The sequence below is a fragment of the Catellatospora sp. NPDC049111 genome, from assembly GCF_040648615.1.
In the GTDB taxonomy this organism is placed as follows: Bacteria; Actinomycetota; Actinomycetes; order Mycobacteriales; family Micromonosporaceae; genus Catellatospora; species Catellatospora aurea.
In genome coordinates this window covers 348172-366853 of the sequence record NZ_JBEZEB010000001.1, presented here as the reverse complement: position 1 = coordinate 366853, position 18682 = coordinate 348172, and the positions used below count along the sequence as shown (strand labels likewise).

Here is an 18682-nt window from a genome sequence, read left to right as displayed (position 1 = left end):
GTATGCGAACGCGCGTGAAGCGATTTGGATGCGGATCCAGTTGGTTACGGACCGCTACCGAAATCAGCAGCGCGTGTAGGAGCAACAGGTTCAGCGCTCGGTACGCTTGTGAATGCTTTCACGAACTCCCACGATGTCAAGGGGGGTGCCGGAAATTAGGACAGACGGGTGAGCAAGCTCACGACCGTTTTGTCCGGATCACCGGGCGTTACCCTGACCCCCGACATCCGACAGTCAGTGATCAATGTAGTACGGGGCGTAATAGGCCGCCAGTATTTCCAGCGTGTGTCACGTGTGCCCATTGACACAAATCTCCGCCGCGCTGCCTTTCGACAGCGACTCTTAGCAGATTACGCGCAGTGCCCCGGGCACAGCGGTGAATTTCACCTTTTCGCGTTCACCTAGGTAGTCCCCGTCTAGTTGGAACGCCTGCGGGGTGGCGCATCGGACGACGAACTCCGCCAGATCGTGGCGCACTGTGATCTTCTTTCCGGTCATGTCACCCCGTTCGTCGGGGTCGTCCGGCTGGTGGGCCAGCATCTGCGTGACCGTATGGAGGGTGCTCGGCAGGTGGAGGGCTTGCAGCGCAAGCACATCGAGCCCGCTGTCGAACGAAGCGCGGGGGCTGGCGTGGATCTCCCGGTCGCCGAGATAGGTCCACGGCGCGGTGTTCTGGATGATCAGGTTTGCCAGGCCGCCCACGGCTTCGGCTCCCGGCTCCTCCAGGGTGATACCCGGCTCCCGGCGGCCCTCGACGAAGTACTGCCCCAGCGTGGAGCGCAGGTAGAGGCCGGGGGTCGAGCGACGGCCCTTGCGCCGCGCGCGCTCGACCCGGCGCACCACCGCGGCGTCGAGGCCCAGGCCCGCGCAGAAGGTGAAGTAGCGGTCGTCGGCCAGCCCCAGGCTGACCTGCCGGCTGGTGCCGCGGCGCAGCGCTTTGAGGATCACCGAGGTGGCGTCGACGGCATAGCGGGGCAGGCCCAGGGCGCGCACGAAGACGTTGGTCGAGCCGCCGGGCACGACTGCCAGCGCGGGCGTCGCCGCCCCTTTCTGCGCTGCCATCAGGCCGTTGACGACCTCGTTGACGGTGCCGTCGCCGCCGAGCGCGACGACCACGTCGACACCCCCCGCGGCCGCGTCGCGGGCGAGGTCGAAACCGTGTCCGCGGCGGCGGGTGAAGCCGAGGGTCAGCTCCATCTCGCTGCGCAGCGCGCCGGCCAGCACGTCCCGGGTACGGGCGGACGTGGTGGTCGCCTTGGGGTTGACGACGAGCAGACCTCGCATGACCGGCAATGTACCGGGTGTGGTGACCTCGCGTTACGCCGCCCGCACGCGGCGAGACGGCGGCCACCGCGGGTTCGCTAGGGTGTCATCCATGTCCGCCGCAGAGACGACCACCGCCCGCCCGCCCGCCACCCTGTATGGCGCGGTGGCGCTGATGGCGCTGCAGGCGGTCGCGGTCACCGTGCTGGGCGCGGTGCTGATCTACGCCGACCTGACCGCCGAGGCCGCCGACATCCGGCTGGCGGTCGGGGTGACGCTGTTCGCGCTGGCCATCGCCGGCAGCCTGGGCGGGCTCGCCCGCGCGCTGAGCCGCCGCCGCCCGGGAGCCCGGGGGCCGTCGCTCGCCCTGGAGCTGATGCTCTGCGCACCCGCCTATTTCATGATCAACGGCGGTATGCCGCAGCTCGGCTGGACCGTCCTGATCGGCGCTCTCGCCGCGATGGCCCTCATCCTGGCCCCGGCCACCACCCGCTGGCTCGGCTGGAACCCCCGCTGACCGATCCGCCCGCCCGGCGTCCCGCTGTCGACGCGGGCTGACTGCCGCCCGCCGTGCGACCCCACGCCCGCCGTGCGACCCGCGCCCGCCGTGCGACCCCGCGCCCGGGGGACGGCTCGACGTGGCTCAAGGTCATCCGACTTGCCTGGCAACCGGGGATTTGCGCGCTCAAGATACGCACGTGTGACCGGCAAGTCCGACGGTCATGGTGAGTTCGCCGCCCGCGTGACACCCTGCGCACCTACGGGCGGGTGGCTCGGCGCATCAGTGCCTGCCCGCGACGTGGAGATCGTCGTTTCGGGTCACTTTCTGCGGTCAGGCGCCGTCTTCTGTCCTGAAACGGCGATCTTGGCCGTGCCCGCGTGCCGGTCAGGAGGTGGGGAGTTCGGTGACCAGGCGGATGGTGGCGCGGCCGTCGGCCTGCTCGGCGTCGACGCGTGAGGTCAGGCCGCTGAGGACCTTCCAGGCGAACGCGGACTGCTCCGGGAGCTTGCGCTTGCCGTTGACCGGTGCGGAGATCGCCACCGTCAGCTCGCTGTCGCCGATCTCGAAACGGCAGTGCAGCTGCCCGCCGGGCGGGGCGATGACCAGCAGCATCGCGCACGCCTCGTCGACGGCGATGCGGAGATCCTCGATCTTGTCCCCCGCGAAGCGCAGCCGGGCGGCGAGGCCCGCGGTCGCGGTGCGCAGCACGCCCAGCCAGCCGCCGTCGGCAGGCACGGTGACAGCGACGACGTTGTCGGTAAGCGCCGTCGCCGCCGGTTGCAGAATCTGACTCACCTGGCCCAACCCCCCGCGCGGAGCCTAGCTCATAGCCGGGCGGTTGTGCGCACTCGTCGTCCGGTGATGCCGGGTGGCCGTGCGGGCCACCCGGCATACATCGGCGCTGACGTCCAGGCTCAGGCCTGCTTGGTCTCCCAGAAGATCTTGGAGATCTCCTCGATCTTGCCCAGCAGCTGCTCGGCCACGGCCGGGTCGGCCTGACCCTTGGTGCCGGCGGCGCCGGACAGCTTGGTGGCCTCGTTGAACAGCTGGTTCAGGTTCGGGTACTTCTCGAAGTGCGGGGCCTTGAAGTAGTCGGTCCACAGCACCCACAGGTGGTGCTTGACCAGCTCGGACCGCTGCTCCTTGATGATCAGAGCCCGGGTGCGGAACTCCGGGTCCGTGTTGGCCTGGTACTTCTCGCAGATGGCCTTGATCGACTCAGCCTCGATCCGGGCCTGGGCCGGGTCGTAGACGCCGCACGGCAGGTCGCAGTGAGCACTGACCACGGTGCGCGGCTTCAGGCTGCGTCCTTTCAAGAACTGCATCGGATCCTCCATGAGGTACGTGGTCTGAACGGGACAATGATCCCCTTGCGACCCTACTCCGCCGGGGAGGCTCAGTTGCGCTGGCCGCTGTTTCCCGTATTGGTTCACGGACCGTCCATGGCGCCGAGCCTGCGGCACGGGGACATGCTGCTCGTGCGCCGCGGCGGCCGGCCGGTGCGGCCCGGCGACGTGGTGGTCGCGCGCTTCCGGTCCCGGCCCGACCTGCTGGTCGTCAAGCGCGTCGAGCGCGCCCAGGACGGCGGCTGGTGGCTGCTCGGTGACAACGGCCTGGTCACCGACGACTCGAGGGCGTACGGCGTCGCCGACGTGCTTGGCCGAGTGCTGTGCCGGTACTGGCCGCACCCGGCACGGATGCCCGCCCGCCGCCCGGCCGAACTGGGCGACGAACCGTGAACCGGACACCGTCCCCACCAGGTGTGAAATGCTCCACGACCGGCGGCCCCGCTCATTGATCAAGTGCAGGCCCGGGTCTAGACTCCTGACCTCGGGAGAACCCCGTGACCTCGCCGCGCCGTGTCAACGCTGACCCGTCGTTGAACCGACCCGGCTCGTGTGCGTTGTCATCGTGGGAGTCCAAAGTGGATCATCCAGCATTCGAGCGGCATCGCGGCGGCAAGATGGCCGTCGCCAGTACGGTGCCCCTGAGCACCCGAGAAGACCTCTCCCTCGCCTACACACCCGGCGTCGCGCTGGTGTGCGAGGCGATCGCGGAGAACCCGGCCCTGATGGACGACTACACCTGGGTCGGGCACACCGTCGCGGTGGTGACCGACGGTTCGGCCGTGCTCGGCCTGGGCAACATCGGCCCGCGCGCGGCGATGCCCGTGATGGAGGGCAAGGCCGTCCTGTTCAAGCAGTTCGGCGGGGTGGACGCGGTGCCGGTGTGCCTGGACACGCAGGACCCCGACGAGATCGTGTCGATCGTCAAGGCGCTCGCGCCCAGCTTCGGCGGGATCAACCTGGAGGACATCGCCGCGCCGCGCTGCTTCGAGATCGAGCGGCGGCTGGTCGAGGCGCTGGACATCCCGGTGTTCCACGACGACCAGCACGGCACCGCGGTGGTCGTGTTCGCGGCGCTGCGCAATGCGGCGACGCTGCTCGACCGCAAGCTGTGCGACCTGCGCGTGGTGGTCTCCGGCGCCGGCGCGGCCGGGGTCGCGGTCACCAAGATGCTGATCGCGGGCGGGGTCGAGGCGCCCGCGGTGATCGTGTGCGACTCGCGCGGCGCGATCCACGCGGGGCGGGCCGACCTGGTGCCCGGCTCGGCCAAGGCCGACCTGGCCGAGCGCACCAACGCGGCCGGGGTCACCGGCGGCATCGAGGCGGCGCTGGACGGCGCGGACGTGCTGATCGGCGTCTCCGGTGGGCAGATCCCCGAGCGGGCGGTGGCCGGCATGGCCCCCGGCGCGATGATCTTCGCGCTGGCCAACCCGACGCCCGAGGTGCACCCGGACGTGGCCGGCCGGTATGCCGCCGTCGTGGCCACCGGCCGGAGCGACTTCCCTAACCAGATCAACAACGTGCTGGCGTTCCCGGGCATCTTCCGCGGCGCACTCGAAGCCCGCGCGACCCGGATCACCGAGGGCATGAAGCTCGCCGCCGCGACCGCCATCGCCGACGTGGTCGCCGCCGAGCTCTCCGCCGAGGCCGTCGTGCCCAGCGCGCTCGACCCGCGGGTGGCCCCCGCCGTAGCCGCCGCCGTGGCCGACGCCGCGCGCCGCGAGGGCGTGGTACGCGCCTGACCGGCCCTGCGGGGCCGTCGGGCCCCGCTGAAGCCGCCACCGCGGCCACCCCGGGGCCCGACTCCCGTCCCGGCGACCGCGACGCGACAGAGGCCGCCTCAGGCCCCTCTCCGAACTCCGTCACCCCCCGGGCACGCCGTGCCCGAACCGGCCGGCGGCCCGGCTGCAGTTTCGGGGAAACCGCGACAATCGCGTCGCGAATGGCTGCACTTTCCCCGAAACTGCAAGGGCAACGGCTCCTGAACGGACCTTCAGGGCGGTCGGGGCCGGGGTTGGGGTGGCTGTTAGCGTCGGGGCATGCGTGCCGTCTATGCCGACTCGATCAATCCGGACAACCCGCTGGCAGGCCTCGTGGTGGGCGAGCGGCCCGAGCCGCAGGCCGCCGAAGGCTGGGCCACCGTACGCGTGATGGCCAGCGCGCTGAACCATCACGACCTGTGGTCGCTGCGCGGCGTCGGCCTGTCCGCCGAGCAGCTGCCGATGATCCTGGGCTGCGACGCGGCGGGCGTCGACGAGGACGGCAACGAGGTCGTCGTGCACGCGGTCGTCGGTGACCCGGCGGCCGGGGACGGCGACGAGACGCTCGACCCGAAGCGCTCGCTGCTGTCCGAGCGCCACCAGGGCACCCTCGCGGACCTGGTGACCGTGCCGCGGCGCAACCTGGTCCCCAAGCCCGAGGGCATGACCTGGACGGACGCGGCGTGCCTGCCGACGGCGTGGCTGACGGCATACCGCATGCTCACCACCCGCGGGCGGCTGCGCGATGGCGGCAGCGTGCTGGTGCAGGGCGCGGGCGGCGGCGTGGCCACGGCCGCGATCGTGCTGGCCGGGGCGCTGGGCGCGCGGGTGTACGCCACCAGTCGGGACGCCGCCAAGCGGGAGAACGCCGCCGGACTGGGCGCGACCGTGCTGGCCCCCGGCGCGCGGCTGCCCGAGCGGGTGGACGTGGTGATCGAGACCGTCGGCGAGGCCACCTTCGACCACTCCGTGAAGAGCACCAAGCCGGGCGGCCGGATCGTGGTGTCCGGCTCGACGTCCGGGCACCTGGCCACGGTGGACCTGCGCCGGATCTTCTTCCTGCAGCAGGAGGTCGTCGGCTCGACCATGGGCACCCGCGACGAGCTGGCGGCGCTGCTGGAGCTGATGGCGGCCCGGAAGATCGCGCCGGTGGTGGACACCGTCTTCGACTTCGCCGACGCCCGCGGGGCCTTCGAACGGCTGGCCGCGGGCGCGGGCTTCGGCAAGATCGTGCTCGACCACCAGGGCTGAGCCGGGTCACACGGGCGGAGCCGCCGCCGGTTCCGCGGTGGTCTCGGTCAGGCCGCCCCACAGGTCACGACAGACATAACTGAGGTCGGCGTGGATCCAGCGGCTGTCGTTGTCGCGCAGCACCGGACGTGAGCAGTGCCGGCACGGCGAGACCCGGGGGTACGCCGCCCGGCCGCTCGCACCGATGGAACCCGTACGTGTGGTCGGCTCGTGCACGCACCCTCCCCGGACTCGGCTGTCGACCGTGTCGTTCATCGACATTGTCGATGATGGTCTGTCCGATCAGGATACGCAAGTCCCGCTGCTCAGGCGGGCGGCCACTCGTGCGCCAGCATCGACCAGAACTCGCTGTCGTAGCGCTTGCCGCGGTACGGGAAGGACTCGCGCAGCACGCCCTCCCGGGTCATGCCCAGCCGAGCCGCCACGGCCAGGCTGCGTACGTTGTCCGGCCGGGTCACCCACTGCACCCGGCTCAGGCCGCGCTCTCGGAACGCCCAGTCGAGCATCGCCCGGCACGCCCGGGTGATGAGCCCCCGGCCCTGGGCCGCGGGCTCCAGCCATACCCCGATCTCGCCGTTGCCCGCCTCGGCGTCGACGCCGAACAGCATCGTGCCGCCCACCAGCGTGCCGTCCAGCCAGATGCCGACGATCCGGCCGGTGCCCGCGGCCTGCAGGTCGGCGTAACGCTGCAGGGTGGCGCGGGCCGAGTCCAGATCGGTGGAGCGGCTCGCGAACGGGATCCACGGGTCGACGTCGTCGCGCGCGCGGTCCATGTGGGCCAGGAACTCCTCGGCCTTCCACGGCTCCAGCGGCCGGAGTTCCGCACCGTCGCTGAGGGGGAATGTGAGCATGCCGGTCCTCTTTCACTTGCGATGATCACGACGGTGGCCATTGTGCCCCATCCGAGGTTCCAGCGAACCAGTCCGAAACGGTTTCAAACGGCGCTAGTCTGGCGTCGGATCGTGATCGATCACCGACACGGGGGGACAGATGAGCGAGCCGCAGGACAAGGAAGGCCGCCTGGAGGACCTGGAACATGAGGCCGCCGGCTTCATGAACCCGTTCAAGTGGGGCAAGAAGAAGAAGGAAGAGGAGGAGGCGAAGAAGGCGCAGGAAGCCCAGGCGCAGGCCCAGGCGCAGGCGCAGGCCGCTCCTCCGCAGGCCGCTCCTCCGCAGGCCGCACCGCCTCCGGCCGCGCCCTCGGTCACCGAGCCGACGGCCGCCGCGCCCAAACCCGCTCCGCCGCCCGCCAAGCCCGCCGCCCCCGCCGCCGCGACGCCCAAGGCTCCGGCCGCGGCCGAGCGCACGTACAAGGTGAAGTCCGGCGACACGCTGTGGGACATCGCCGCCCAGTACTACGGCGACGGCCGGCAGTACATGAAGATCGCGAAGGCGAACAACATCGCGAACCCGAACCTGATCAACGTCGGGGTGGTCCTGAAGATCCCCGAGTGACGGCTCGTGTCACGCGGCGGCGGGCCGACCGGTCCGCCGCCTCTGTCGTGTCCGCTGCTCAGCGGGCCAGCAGTTCCGCGGTCTGGTTGGCGATCTCCAGCTCCTCGTCGGTCGGCACGACGCAGACGACCGGGCTCGCGCCGTCGGGCGAGATGATCCGCTCGCCCCGCTCGGCCGCGGTGTTGCGGGCCGGGTCCACCACGATGCCCAGCGCGTCCAGCCCGGACAGCGAAGCCTCCCGCACCGGGGCGGCGTTCTCGCCCACACCCGCCGTGAAGGTGATCGCGTCGACCCGGCCCAGCAGCGCGTAGTACGCGCCGACGTACATCTTGATGCGCTCGCAGTACACGTCGAGGGCCAGCGCGGCCGCCTCGTCGCCCTCGTCGCGCCGGCGCAGCACCTCGCGCATGTCGTTGTCGCCGCACAGACCCCTGAGGCCGCTGCGCTGGTTCAGCAGGTCGTCGATGGCGTCGAAGGACATGCCGGCCACCCGGTGCAGGTGGAACACCACCGCAGGATCCACGTTGCCGCTGCGGCTGCCCATCACCAGGCCCTCCAGCGGGGTCAGGCCCATGCTGGTGGCGTTGCTGCGCCCGGCGCGCACCGCGCACGCGCTCGCGCCGTTGCCCAGGTGCAGCGTGATGATGTTGGTCTCGGCCGGGTCCCGGCCGAGCAGCTCGGCGGTGCGGTGCGAGACGTACTCGTGGGACGTGCCGTGGAAGCCGTAGCGGGCGATCCCGTTCTCCTGCGCCACCTCGACGTCGATGGCGTACATCGCCTGCGCCGGCGGGATGGTCCGGTGAAAGGCGGTGTCGAAGACGGCGACCTGCGGCACCCCCGGCAGCATCTCGCGGGCGATCTTGATGCCCGCCAGGTTCACCGGGTTGTGCAGCGGCGCCAGCGGGATCAGCCGGGTGACCGACTCCAACACCGCATCGTCGATCAGCGTCGGGGCGGTGAAACGCAGGCCGCCGTGCACCACGCGGTGCCCGACCGCGTCCACGTCGGACACGTCGGCGGTGAAGAGCACCTCGCGCACCGCCTGGGCGCAGTCGGTGACCCGCTCGATCAGCCCGCCGTCGACGGACTTGCCGTCGGCGTACAGTCCCCACTTGACCGAGGCCGAGCCGCAGTTGAGCACCAGGATCTTCATGACACCGCCTGAGACTGGATGGCCGTGATGGCGACGGTCGAGATGATGTCGCGCACGGTCGCGCCGCGGGACAGGTCGTTGACCGGCTTGCGCAGGCCCTGCATCACCGGGCCCACCGCGACCGCGCCCGCCGAGCGCTGCACCGCCTTGTACGTGTTGTTGCCGGTGTTCAGGTCCGGGAAGATCAGCACCGTGGCCCGGCCGGCCACCTCGCTGCCGGGCAGCTTGGTCGCGGCGACGCTCGGGTCGACCGCGGCGTCGTACTGGATCGGGCCCTCCACCGGCAGGTCCGGGCGGCGCTCGCGGACCAGCTTGGTGGCCAGCGCGACCTTGTCCACCTCGGCGCCCTGCCCCGAGCCGCCGGTCGAGTACGACAGCATGGCGACCCGCGGCTCCACGCCGAACCGGGCCGCCGTCTCCGCCGACGACAGCGCGATGTCGGCGAGCTGCTCCGGCGTCGGATCCGGGTTGATCGCGCAGTCGCCGTAGACGAGCACGTGGTCGGCCAGGCACATGAAGAACACGCTGGACGCCACGCCCACCCCGGGCTGGGTCTTGATGATCTCGAAAGCGGGCCGGATGGTGTCCGCGGTCGGGTGCACCGCGCCGGAGACCATCGCGTCGGCCCGTCCGGTGTGCACCATCATGGTGCCGAAGTAGTTCACGTTGGTCATCAGGTCGTACGCGATGTCGCGGGTCATGCCCTTGTGCGCGCGCATCCGCGCGTACTCGCCGGCGAACTCCGCGCGCCAGCGGGCGTCCGCCGGGTTGACCAGCCGGGCGTCGCCCAGGTCCAGGCCGAGTTCCCGCGCCTTCTGCTCGATCTCGTCCACCGGGCCGAGCAGGGTCAGATCGCACACGCCGCGGCGGTTGAGCGCCTCGGCGGCGCGCAGGATGCGCTCCTCGACCCCCTCCGGCAGCACCACGTGGCGGCGGTCCGCGCGGGCGCGCTCGATCAGCTCGTACTCGAACATCAGCGGGGTGACCCGGTCCGGCCGGCTCAGGTCCAGCCGCCCCGCCAGCTCGATCGAGTCCACGTGCGACTCGAACAGGCCCAGCGCCGCGTCCACCTTGCGCTGGTTGTCGCCGCGCAGGCGGCCCTCCAGCCCGGTCAGCGCGGCCACGGTGTCGTAGCTGTCCGAGGGCACCGTGAAGATCGGCAACTCCACCCGGAACCGGCTGACCAGTGCGACCACCCGCGGATCGGGCTCCACGCCCAGCGTCAGCAGCAGCCCCGACACCGCGGCCTGGCCGCCCAGGTGCGCGGCGAACGTGGCCACGATCAGGTCGGCCCGGTCGCCGGGCGTCACGACCAGGCAGTTGTCCCGCAGGTGCTCCAGGAACGTCGGCACCGAGGCCGCGCCGACGACGGCGCTGACCACGTCCCGGGCCATCGCGCCCGGCGTCGCGCCGTGCACCGGGTTCGCGTGCAGCGCGGCGGCCACCTCGGCGACCGTCGGCGCGGCGATCGCGGGCAACTGCGGGATCGCGTACACAGGCACCGGCAGCAGCGGCAGCCGCGAGTCCGCGCCCGGCGCCACCCGGTTGGCGATCACGGCCAGCACCGGCAGCTCGTCGCAGGCGTAATACGCGGCGCGCACGGCGTCGGCGATGTCCCCGGAGTCCCGGCGGTGCCCGTTGACCACCGGCAGCACCGAGGCCCCGAGCTCACCCGCGATGCGCAGGTTGAGCTGCAGCTCTTCGGGCAGGGCGGGCTCGTCGTGGCCCTCGCCCAGGGTGCGGCCGAAGTCGGTGCCCACGATGATCACGGCGTCGCAGGAGCGCTCCAGGGCGTGGTAGTGCTCCAGGATCTCGCCGACCAGGTCGTCGACCCGGTGCGCGCCCAGCAGCTCCGACGCGTGCTGGTAACTCGGTCCGGCCGCGCCGACCGTGCCGTAGCGGCTGCGCAGCAGCGCCACCACCGGATCGGTCTCGCCGTCGTCGCGGGTGAGCGGGCGGAACACGCCCAGCCTGCGCACCCGTCTGCTGAGCAGTTCCGCGAGGCCCAGAGCCACGGCGGACTTGCCGCCGCCCGCCTCGACGCCGGTCACATATACGCCACGAGCCACAGTCATACCGTACGGCCTGCGCGGGGGCGCAGTCCCAGGGGTGACCGGAACCTAGTCCGAGATCTGCAACCGGCGGCGTCGAATCGCATCCTGAGCGACCGAGACCACATACGGTCCTTCAGCTCGCTGCGCCATGGTGAAAATCTGTACCTGGTGGTGCAGAAATAGGCGACCGGCGTCGGGTCCGGTCAGCCTTGCGTTGGCCAGGCCGAAGATTCGTGCGCTCGTCCTGCGCACGGCCTCGGCCTCAAGCGGGTTGCGGGCGATGGCGAGGTCCTTGCACAGGATCACCTCGCCGCGTTCCGAGGCGGCCGCTATCCAATCGACATCGGCGATGGCCTGGCTCTGTTCGAATCCGTACCGCTCGTCCATAGTCGTGAGCTGCCATCCGGCGGCTCGCAACAGGTCAGGAACCACACGGGAGCCTAAGCCGCGGTCGAGGAAGAAGCCGAGTGGCGCGGGGGTGGACGCCGACATGGGCTCCTATCCGGCACCCGCTAGTGAGACGACATCGGCGGGATCGAGGCCGTAGTCGTCGGCGACGTCGGCAGGGCATTCCCCAGCCCTCACTCGTCCCAGCACGTCGGCGACGCGCACGCCGCGCCTCCGCAGGGTGGGCTGGCCGCCGTTGAGCAGTGGGTCGGCGATGACGTCTGCCTCGTAGCCCGGGAGCCGGATCGCACTGATCCAACCGTTGCGGTACGTGACCCGCTTCAGGAACTGTTCGACCACGGGCCGGAAAACCTGCTGACCGCTGCGTATGACGACGAGACCCTCGATGGCCTCGCGGGCGTCGTCATCGTCTCCGTGGTGGGCGAAGTCGTACAACACCTCGGCCCCGTCGGTCATGAGCCGTTCGCTCGCCAGAGCCTGCGGTAGACCCAGATGCTCGTCCAGCCATTTGACCGCCGGACGGATACGCAGGACGGGCACACCGGCTTCGCGGAAAGCCAGCAGCGCATATGCCTCTGCCAGCCCGACGAATGGCAGCACCGCTCGGCTGCCGGGTCGTTTCGCCGAGCTGGTCACCAGGGGGTAGGCGACGGCCGGTGGCGCATCCGCGCGCTTGAGTAGGTAGCCGGTGGCCCAGTTGTGCAAGGTGGCCGGCGGCATACCCAGCATCCGAGCGCCCTCGGCGAACGAGTAGATCGCCGTGGTGAGGTGCCGGTCCAGCGTTGCTGTGATCATGGATGCACCTCGCTTCCGGATGCGCGATCTGTCGATGCGATACGCACTTTACCGGGCTTGGGCGCATGTCGCCCCACTTGATTGCTCAAGCGGGGAACATTGCTACTCGTCGTCCTCGTCGAGGCGGGCGAGCCAGGTCGCGAAGCGCTCGACGGGGGTCTCGAACTCGGGGTTCAGGTCGATGAAGTCGCGCAGGCGCTCGGCCAGCCACTCCAGGGTGACCTGCTCGTCGCCCCGGCGCTCGACCAGCTCCTCGATGCCGCGGTCGGTGAAGTACATGGCAGTCCTTAAGGAGAAGCCGCCGTCCCCGCCCCGCGCCTGCGGGCCGGGGACGGCGGTCATCGTCGGTTCAGGAGCGGGGCAGCGCCGCCTCCAGCAGCGCGGCCTGCTCGACGTCGTGCAGCTTGGTGGAGCCCACGGCCGGGGCCGCGGCGGCCGGGCGGGAGATGCGGCGCATGCGCACCCCGTCCAGGTGCTCCAGCAGGTTCAGGGCGACGAACGACCAGGCGCCCTGGTTGGCCGGCTCCTCCTGCACCCAGCAGAAGTCCTCGGCACCGGCGTACTTGGCCAGCTCCGCCTTGAGCTCCTCCACGGGCAGCGGGTAGAGCTGCTCCAGGCGGATGATCGCGGTGTCGGTGACGCCGCGCTCCTGCCGGGCCTGGACCAGGTCGTAGTAGACCTTGCCCGAGCACAGCAGCACTCGCTTGACCTGCGCGGCGTCGAGCTGCGCGGTCTCGCCGAGCACCGGCTGGAAGGTGCCCTCGGTGAAGTCGGCGACCGACGACACCGCGAGGCGGTGCCGCAGCAGCGACTTCGGCGTGAACACCACGAGCGGCTTGCGCTTGCTCGACAGCGCCTGGCGGCGCAGCAGGTGGAAGTGGCTGGCCGGGGTCGACGGGATGGCGATGCGCATGTTGTCCTCGGCGGCCAGCTGCAGCCAGCGCTCCGGGCGGCCCGAGGTGTGGTCGGGGCCCTGGCCCTCGTGGCCGTGCGGCAGCAGGATCGCGAGGCTGGACCGCTGGCCCCACTTGACCTCGCCCGAGCTGATGAACTCGTCGATCACCGACTGGGCGCCGTTGACGAAGTCGCCGAACTGCGCCTCCCACAGCACCAGCGCCGACGGGTCCTCGACCGAGTATCCGTACTCGAAGCCGAGGGCGGCGTACTCGCTGAGCAGGGAGTCCTGCACGTGGAAGCGGGCGTCGTCGGCGGCCACCGCGGTGGCGGGCAGGAAGTCGCCGCCGGTCTGCGCGTCCACGATCGCCGCGTGCCGCTGCACGAAGGTGCCGCGGCGCGAGTCCTGGCCGGACAGGCGCACGGTCACGCCCTGGGCCAGCAGCGAGGCGAACGCGATGATCTCGCCGAAGCCCCAGTCGATCTCGCCCTCGACGGCCATCTTCGCCCGCTTGTCCAGCAGCTGCTGGATGCGCTTGTGCGGGGTGAAGCCCGCGGGCAGCGCGGTGTGCGCCTCGCCGATGCGGCGGACCAGGTCGGTCGGGATCGCGGTGGCCACGGCCGGCTCCGGCAGCACCTCGCGGGCCCGGGTGAGCCGGCTGGACACCCCGGCGACCGCGTCGCGGGTGGCCTTGAACACCGTCTCCAGCTGCGTCTGGTAGTCGCGCAGCGCCTCCTCGGCCTGCTCGACGGTGATGTCGCCGCGGCCGATCAGCTCTTCGGTGTACAGCTTGCGCACCGAGCGCTTGGCGTCGATGATCTGGTACATCAGCGGGTTGGTCATCGACGGGTCGTCGCCCTCGTTGTGACCCCGGCGGCGGTAGCAGACCAGGTCGATCACGACGTCCTTGTTGAACGCCTGGCGGTACTCGAACGCCAGCCGCGCCACCCGGACGACCGACTCGGGGTCGTCGCCGTTGACGTGGAAGATCGGCGCCTGGATCATGCGCGCGACGTCGGTGCTGTACAGCGACGAGCGGCTGTACTCCGGGGCGGTGGTGAAGCCGACCTGGTTGTTGACGACCACGTGCACGGAGCCGCCGGTGCGGTAGCCGCGCAGCTGGGACAGGTTGAGCGTCTCGGCGACCACGCCCTGGCCGGCGAACGCGGCGTCGCCGTGCACCAGCAGCGGCAGCACGGTGTAGCCGTGCAGGCCCAGGTCGAGGCGGTCCTGCTTGGCCCGGACGATGCCCTCCAGCACCGGGTCCACGGCCTCCAGGTGCGACGGGTTGGCGGCCAGCGACACCGTGGTCGAGAACTGCCCGTCCGGCGAGGTGAACTTGCCGGTCATGCCCAGGTGGTACTTCACGTCGCCGGAGCCCTGCGCGGTCTTCGGGTCGAGGTGGCCCTCGAACTCGCCGAAGATCTTCTCGTACGGCTTGCCGACGATGTTGGCGAGCACGTTGAGCCGGCCGCGGTGGGCCATGCCGATGACGACCTCGTCCAGGCCGCCCTCGGCGGAGGCCTGCAGGATCTCGTCGAGCAGCGGGATCAACGACTCGCCGCCCTCCAGCGAGAACCGCTTCTGGCCGACGTACTTGGTCTGCAGGAAGGTCTCGAACGCCTCGGCGGCGTTGAGCCGGCCCAGGACGTGCTGCTGCTCCTCCGGGGTGGGCTTGGTGTACTTGCGCTCCACCCGCTGCTGGATCCAGCGCCGCTCCTCCGGGTCGGTGATGTGCATGTACTCCACGCCGACGCGGCGGCAGTAGGAGTCGCGCAGCACGCCCAGGATGTCGCGCAGCTTCATCACGTCCTTGCCGGCGAAGCCGCCGACCGGGAACGTGCGGTCCAGGTCCCACAGGGTCAGGTCGTGCTGGCGCACGTCCAGGTCCGGGTGCTTGCGGATCATGAACTCCAGCGGGTCGGTGTCGGCCATCAGGTGGCCCCGGACCCGGTAGGAGTGGATCAGCTCGATGACCCGCGCGGCCTTGTCGATCTGGCCCTCGGAGGTGTGCGCGATGTCGCGCACCCAGCGGACCGGCTCGTACGGGATGCGCAGCGCGGTGAAGATCTCGTCGTAGAAGCCGTGCTCGCCGAGCAGCAGCTCGTGCATGACCTTGAGGAACTCGCCGGACTGCGCGCCCTGGATGACCCGGTGGTCGTAGGTGCTGGTCAGCGAGATGATCTTGCTGACGGCCATGTCGGCCAGCTGCGACTCGCTCATGCCCGAGAACGGCGCCGGGTACTCCATCGCGCCGACGCCGATGATGGCGCTCTGGCCCTGCATCAGGCGCGGGATCGAGTGCACCGTGCCGATGCCGCCGGGATTGGTCAGCGAGGTCGTGGTGCCGCTGTAGTCGTCCATGGTCAGCTCGTTCTTGCGAGCCCGGCGCACCACGTCCTCGTACGCCTGCCAGAACTGGCGGAAGTCCATCTGCTCGCAGCCCTTGATGGACGGCACCACCAGGTTGCGCGTGCCGTCGGGCTTGGCCAGGTCGATGGCGATGCCGAGGTTCACGTGCTCCGGCTTGACCAGCGACGGCTTGCCGTTGACCACGGCGAAGTGGTTGTTCATCTCGGGGTGCATGCCGATGGCGCGCACCATCGCGTACCCGATGAGGTGGGTGAAGCTGACCTTGCCACCGCGACCGCGGGTCAGGTGGTTGTTGATCACGATGCGGTTGTCGGAGATCAGCTTCGCCGGGACGGCGCGCACGCTGGTGGCGGTCGGCACCTCCAGCGAGGCGTCCATGTTCTCGACGATCTTGGCGGCGATGCCGCGCAGCGGCACGACCTGCGCGCCGGCGGGCGCGGCCTTCTCGGCGGGCTTGGCCTGCGCCGGGGCGGGCTTCGCGGGGGCGGGGGCGGCTGCGGCCGGAGCCGCCGGGGCGGCGGCGGGAGCGGCGGCGGCGGCCGGGGCCGGCTGCGCGGGGGCGGCCGGCTTGGCGGGCGCGGCCTTGGCCGCGGCGGGTGCGCTGTCCGCCGGCTTGTAGTCGGCGAAGAAGTCGTGCCACGCCGGATCGACGCTGGTCGGGTCGGCGAGGTACCGCTGGTACATCTCCTCCACGATCCACTCGTTCGGACCGAAGCTCGCCAGTGGGTTGTCCTGAACTGAGCGTCCAGTCGGGCCGGCGCCCGAGGTGTGCTGGGTCGACACGGGTTCTTTCGCCTCTTCCGCACGTCTTTAACGAGTACTCAGAAAACCGGCTCCCAGGCTACGCGGTGCACTCTGGAGCGGCACTCGCGGCACGGCTCCGTGTCGCATGACACACGCCGTCGTGTCCGCGACAGTACGCCCGGGGCGAAACCGCAGCTCCGAGGGTGACCCATGGCACTGCCGAGCCGTCCGCCGGCCTCACCCGCGGTGACGGGACCGCCTCAGGCGGCCACCGCGATCCAGGTCGCCTCGGCGCGTGCCAGCAGGGCCCCGTCGGGGGCGTAGAGCGACGAGCGGACCAGCGCCTTGCGGCCCTCGCGGTGCACCGGCTGTCCGACGACCACGCACTCGTCGTCGGACTCGGGCAGCCCGTCCACGGCCACGGTGTACCGGCCCAGCACGAACGCCTGGTCGCGGTCGATGACAGCCCAGCCGCCGGGACAGTCCAGCGCCGCCCATACGACCGTCGGCGAGACGTCGGGCGGCACGACGAAAGTGGCCGCCGTGCGCCCGTCGGGCAGCCGCCCCGGGAAGATGCGCAGCCCGTCGGGGCGCTGCGGCCCGCACACGAAACAGGTCGGGAACGGGTGGTCGGTGTGCCCCGCGTAACGGCCCGACGCGGCCAGCGCCTCGGTCCGGCTCACCGGCGGCACGGCCGGGATGTCGTCGGCGCGGCGGACCGCCGAGGCGATCAGCGCGCCGTCCGGGTCGGCCAACGCCCAGCCGTCGGCCGTCGTGGTGACCTCCAGCCCGGTGTCCAGCGGGGGCGGCTTGCGCAAGGTGATCTCGATCAACCCGTCGACCGTGCCGACAGCCCCCGCGACCAGGCCACTCGTCCAACCGCCGTTGCCGGAGCCGGGCGGGCCGTTGTGCCGGGCGTCGATCACCAGGGAGGTCATGCCTCCAAGCCTCTCACTCTTCATGTGCCGGTCATCCAGCACGGGCCCAGGTGTCAAGCAGGGCTTCTACACAGGGCACATGACAACGATGTTGCTCACCGCCGCCCCCACCGGCTACTCCGCGCTGATCGCCGGGGACGCGGCCACGGTCGAGGCGGCCCAGCGGCTGCGCTACCGCGTTTTCGCCGAGGAGATGGGCGCCCAGCTTCCCGACACCGGGGGCCTGGACGTCGACGAGTACGACGCGTACTGCGATCACCTGGTGGTGCGGGAGGACCGCACCGGGGAGATCGTCGGCACGTACCGGCTGCTGCCCCCGCAGCGGGCCATCTGGCTGGGCCGCCGCTACGGCGACAGCGAGTTCGACCTGACCGCGCTCACCGTGCTGCGCGACCAGCTGGTCGAGGCGGGACGCAGCTGCGTGCACCCCGACCACCGCACCGGCGCCGTGATCAACCTGATGTGGGCGGGCATCGCCAAGTACCTCGACCGGATGGGGCACCGCTGGCTCAGCGGCTGCGCCTCGGTGCCGCTGGCCGACGGGGGCGCGCAGGCGTCGCAGGTGTGGGACCTGGTGTCCCGCAAGCACCTGTCCCCGCCACAGCTGCGCGTGCTCCCGCGCAACCCGTGGCAGGCGCAGCCGGTCGAGCGGCCCGCCACCATCGCCGCCGCGCCCCCGCTGCTGCGCGGCTACCTGCGGTTGGGCGCCTGGGTCGCCGGCGCGCCCGCGTACGACGCGTCCTTCGGCGTGGCCGATTTCTATGTGCTGCTCGGCGTGGACCGGATCGACCCGCGCTACCTCAAGCACTTCCTGGCCGCGTGAGCGGCTCGCGACAAGGGGTGGACACCGTGCGAGCGATGAGAACCGCGCCCCGGGCGGCGGCCCTGCCGCCCGTTCAGGTCCGGCCGAACGCGTGGCCGCGCATACCGTTCGACCAGCTGTGGCGGCCGTCCGCCGACTGCGGTCGGCAGTGCGGATGTGATGGCGGACCGCAGGTCGGCCGGGCGTTGCGGGTGTTGCGGGCCGTGGCGGGCGGGCTGGTGCTGCTGCTCGGGGTGCTGCTGCCGTGGCGGCCCGATCTGCTGGCCCGCGCGCTGCTGCGGGCCATGGGCATCCGGCTGCGGGTCACCGGACCGGCGGTGGTGCCCGGCGCGTTGCTGGTCGGCAACCACGTGTCGTGGCTGGACATCGTGGTGATGACCGCGCTGAGCCGCCGGGTGGGCCAGCTGCGCATGGTGGCCAAGACCGAGGTCGGCGCGTGGCCGGTGATCGGGCGGATCGCCCGGCGGCAGCGGACGATCTTCGTGGACCGGGCCCGGCCAAGCGCGCTGCCGGGCACCGTGGCGCGGGTCACCGCCGCGTTGCGGTCGGGACAGGCGGTGCAGGTGTTCCCCGAGGGCACGACCACCTGCGGGCCGCACCCGGTGCCGTGGCGGGCGGCGTTCCTGCAGGCCGCCATCGACGCGGGCGCGCCGGTGCAGACGTTCACGCTGCGCTACGCCCACCCGGCGGCGGGTTTCGTCGGCGACGACACCCTGGTGGTATCGCTGCGCCGGGTGCTCGCCGCGCGGGGCATGTCTGCGGCCGTGCTGCTGAACGCGCCCCGCCCGGCCGACGCGCCCCGGCGCGAGCTGGCCGCCCGCCTCTCGCACGCCGACCTGCCCGGGGCCTGAACGCGGGCGTGGCCCGAATTCAGGCTATTCGCCGGATTCTGTCGTCGAACTCACAGGAAGCGTTCAGGGTA

Annotated in this window: 19 protein-coding genes; 7 read left to right on the top strand and 12 right to left on the bottom strand. The window is 71.3% G+C overall.

Features of this window, described 5'->3' with window-relative positions:
- Positions 1-342: 342 nt before the first annotated feature.
- Complete coding sequence (locus AB0B66_RS01650; RefSeq protein ID WP_360521187.1) at positions 343-1284, bottom strand: diacylglycerol kinase family protein; 942 nt, start codon at positions 1282-1284, stop codon at positions 343-345.
- 91 nt (positions 1285-1375) lie between these two features.
- Here AB0B66_RS01650 and AB0B66_RS01645 point away from each other — a divergent pair, with 91 nt between their 5' ends.
- Positions 1376-1780 (top strand): hypothetical protein, encoded by a 405-nt coding sequence (locus AB0B66_RS01645; protein WP_360521184.1) that lies wholly within the window; start codon positions 1376-1378, stop codon positions 1778-1780.
- A 369-nt stretch (positions 1781-2149) separates the two neighbouring features.
- On the opposite strand, the gene AB0B66_RS01640 is transcribed toward AB0B66_RS01645, so the two are convergent.
- Together AB0B66_RS01640 and sodN are read right to left on the bottom strand one after the other, a co-directional pair.
- Positions 2150-2551, bottom strand: a complete 402-nt coding sequence (locus tag AB0B66_RS01640) for an anti-sigma regulatory factor (RefSeq protein WP_360521747.1) — start codon at positions 2549-2551, stop codon at positions 2150-2152.
- A 128-nt stretch (positions 2552-2679) separates the two neighbouring features.
- Positions 2680-3090 carry a superoxide dismutase, Ni gene (gene sodN, locus AB0B66_RS01635; RefSeq protein ID WP_360521181.1) on the bottom strand — a complete coding sequence of 137 codons (411 nt, stop codon included), beginning with the start codon at positions 3088-3090 and terminating at the stop codon, positions 2680-2682.
- Positions 3091-3126: 36 nt separating this feature from the next.
- On the opposite strand from sodN, the gene AB0B66_RS01630 reads away from it, so the two are divergent.
- The 3 genes from AB0B66_RS01630 to AB0B66_RS01620 all read left to right on the top strand — a co-directional run bounded on the left by AB0B66_RS01630 (position 3127) and on the right by AB0B66_RS01620 (position 6122).
- Positions 3127-3504: a S26 family signal peptidase gene (locus AB0B66_RS01630; protein ID WP_360521178.1), complete on the top strand. Its 378-nt coding sequence runs from the start codon at positions 3127-3129 to the stop codon at positions 3502-3504.
- A gap of 224 nt (positions 3505-3728) precedes the next feature.
- On the top strand, positions 3729-4853 hold the full coding sequence (locus AB0B66_RS01625) for an NADP-dependent malic enzyme (protein WP_360521744.1): 1125 nt from the start codon (positions 3729-3731) through the stop codon (positions 4851-4853).
- Positions 4854-5150: 297 nt separating this feature from the next.
- On the top strand, positions 5151-6122 hold the full coding sequence (locus AB0B66_RS01620) for a zinc-binding dehydrogenase (RefSeq protein WP_360521175.1): 972 nt from the start codon (positions 5151-5153) through the stop codon (positions 6120-6122).
- A 6-nt stretch (positions 6123-6128) separates the two neighbouring features.
- Here AB0B66_RS01620 and AB0B66_RS01615 read toward each other — a convergent pair whose 3' ends face one another.
- Complete coding sequence (locus AB0B66_RS01615) at positions 6129-6338, bottom strand: hypothetical protein (RefSeq protein ID WP_360521172.1); 210 nt, start codon at positions 6336-6338, stop codon at positions 6129-6131.
- 89 nt (positions 6339-6427) lie between these two features.
- Positions 6428-6973: a GNAT family protein gene (locus AB0B66_RS01610; protein ID WP_360521169.1), complete on the bottom strand. Its 546-nt coding sequence runs from the start codon at positions 6971-6973 to the stop codon at positions 6428-6430.
- Positions 6974-7112: 139 nt separating this feature from the next.
- On the opposite strand from AB0B66_RS01610, the gene AB0B66_RS01605 reads away from it, so the two are divergent.
- Positions 7113-7577 carry a LysM domain-containing protein gene (locus tag AB0B66_RS01605; protein ID WP_360521166.1) on the top strand — a complete coding sequence of 155 codons (465 nt, stop codon included), beginning with the start codon at positions 7113-7115 and terminating at the stop codon, positions 7575-7577.
- 58 nt (positions 7578-7635) lie between these two features.
- On the opposite strand, the gene AB0B66_RS01600 is transcribed toward AB0B66_RS01605, so the two are convergent.
- The 7 genes from AB0B66_RS01600 to AB0B66_RS01570 all read right to left on the bottom strand — a co-directional run bounded on the left by AB0B66_RS01600 (position 7636) and on the right by AB0B66_RS01570 (position 16937).
- Positions 7636-8730 carry an acetate kinase gene (locus AB0B66_RS01600; protein WP_360521163.1) on the bottom strand — a complete coding sequence of 365 codons (1095 nt, stop codon included), beginning with the start codon at positions 8728-8730 and terminating at the stop codon, positions 7636-7638.
- Positions 8727-10805: a phosphate acetyltransferase gene (gene pta / locus AB0B66_RS01595; RefSeq protein WP_360521161.1), complete on the bottom strand. Its 2079-nt coding sequence runs from the start codon at positions 10803-10805 to the stop codon at positions 8727-8729. Before pta ends, AB0B66_RS01600 begins: the two co-directional genes overlap by 4 nt.
- A 45-nt stretch (positions 10806-10850) precedes the next feature.
- Positions 10851-11276, bottom strand: a complete 426-nt coding sequence (locus AB0B66_RS01590) for a hypothetical protein (RefSeq protein ID WP_360521158.1) — start codon at positions 11274-11276, stop codon at positions 10851-10853.
- Positions 11277-11282: 6 nt separating this feature from the next.
- On the bottom strand, positions 11283-11987 hold the full coding sequence (locus AB0B66_RS01585) for a DUF433 domain-containing protein (RefSeq protein WP_360521155.1): 705 nt from the start codon (positions 11985-11987) through the stop codon (positions 11283-11285).
- Positions 11988-12089: 102 nt separating this feature from the next.
- Positions 12090-12266, bottom strand: a complete 177-nt coding sequence (locus tag AB0B66_RS01580) for a DUF6104 family protein (RefSeq protein ID WP_170213164.1) — start codon at positions 12264-12266, stop codon at positions 12090-12092.
- Positions 12267-12336: 70 nt separating this feature from the next.
- Positions 12337-16038 (bottom strand): multifunctional oxoglutarate decarboxylase/oxoglutarate dehydrogenase thiamine pyrophosphate-binding subunit/dihydrolipoyllysine-residue succinyltransferase subunit, encoded by a 3702-nt coding sequence (locus AB0B66_RS01575; RefSeq protein WP_360521152.1) that lies wholly within the window; start codon positions 16036-16038, stop codon positions 12337-12339.
- Positions 16039-16259: 221 nt separating this feature from the next.
- Entirely contained in the window at positions 16260-16937 is a 678-nt protein-coding gene (locus AB0B66_RS01570; RefSeq protein ID WP_360521149.1) for a hypothetical protein, read from the bottom strand.
- A 79-nt stretch (positions 16938-17016) separates the two neighbouring features.
- On the opposite strand from AB0B66_RS01570, the gene AB0B66_RS01565 reads away from it, so the two are divergent.
- Positions 17017-17760, top strand: a complete 744-nt coding sequence (locus tag AB0B66_RS01565) for a GNAT family N-acyltransferase (RefSeq protein ID WP_360521146.1) — start codon at positions 17017-17019, stop codon at positions 17758-17760.
- 35 nt (positions 17761-17795) lie between these two features.
- Complete coding sequence (locus AB0B66_RS01560; RefSeq protein WP_360521143.1) at positions 17796-18611, top strand: lysophospholipid acyltransferase family protein; 816 nt, start codon at positions 17796-17798, stop codon at positions 18609-18611.
- Positions 18612-18682 lie beyond the last annotated feature (71 nt).

Excerpts from the sequence above, each read along its gene's own strand:
- AB0B66_RS01650 (WP_360521187.1), bottom strand. The coding sequence starts at position 1,284 with ATGCGAGGTCTGCTCGTCGTCAACCCCAAGGCGACCACCACGTCCGCC.
- AB0B66_RS01645 (WP_360521184.1), top strand. The coding sequence starts at position 1,376 with ATGTCCGCCGCAGAGACGACCACCGCCCGCCCGCCCGCCACCCTGTAT.
- sodN (WP_360521181.1), bottom strand. The coding sequence starts at position 3,090 with ATGCAGTTCTTGAAAGGACGCAGCCTGAAGCCGCGCACCGTGGTCAGT.
- AB0B66_RS01630 (WP_360521178.1), top strand. The coding sequence starts at position 3,127 with ATGATCCCCTTGCGACCCTACTCCGCCGGGGAGGCTCAGTTGCGCTGG.
- AB0B66_RS01625 (WP_360521744.1), top strand. The coding sequence starts at position 3,729 with ATGGCCGTCGCCAGTACGGTGCCCCTGAGCACCCGAGAAGACCTCTCC.
- AB0B66_RS01620 (WP_360521175.1), top strand. The coding sequence starts at position 5,151 with ATGCGTGCCGTCTATGCCGACTCGATCAATCCGGACAACCCGCTGGCA.
- AB0B66_RS01610 (WP_360521169.1), bottom strand. The coding sequence starts at position 6,973 with ATGCTCACATTCCCCCTCAGCGACGGTGCGGAACTCCGGCCGCTGGAG.
- AB0B66_RS01605 (WP_360521166.1), top strand. The coding sequence starts at position 7,113 with ATGAGCGAGCCGCAGGACAAGGAAGGCCGCCTGGAGGACCTGGAACAT.
- AB0B66_RS01600 (WP_360521163.1), bottom strand. The coding sequence starts at position 8,730 with ATGAAGATCCTGGTGCTCAACTGCGGCTCGGCCTCGGTCAAGTGGGGA.
- pta (WP_360521161.1), bottom strand. The coding sequence starts at position 10,805 with ATGACTGTGGCTCGTGGCGTATATGTGACCGGCGTCGAGGCGGGCGGC.
- AB0B66_RS01590 (WP_360521158.1), bottom strand. The coding sequence starts at position 11,276 with ATGTCGGCGTCCACCCCCGCGCCACTCGGCTTCTTCCTCGACCGCGGC.
- AB0B66_RS01585 (WP_360521155.1), bottom strand. The coding sequence starts at position 11,987 with ATGATCACAGCAACGCTGGACCGGCACCTCACCACGGCGATCTACTCG.
- AB0B66_RS01580 (WP_170213164.1), bottom strand. The coding sequence starts at position 12,266 with ATGTACTTCACCGACCGCGGCATCGAGGAGCTGGTCGAGCGCCGGGGC.
- AB0B66_RS01570 (WP_360521149.1), bottom strand. The coding sequence starts at position 16,937 with ATGACCTCCCTGGTGATCGACGCCCGGCACAACGGCCCGCCCGGCTCC.
- AB0B66_RS01565 (WP_360521146.1), top strand. The coding sequence starts at position 17,017 with ATGACAACGATGTTGCTCACCGCCGCCCCCACCGGCTACTCCGCGCTG.
- AB0B66_RS01560 (WP_360521143.1), top strand. The coding sequence starts at position 17,796 with ATGAGAACCGCGCCCCGGGCGGCGGCCCTGCCGCCCGTTCAGGTCCGG.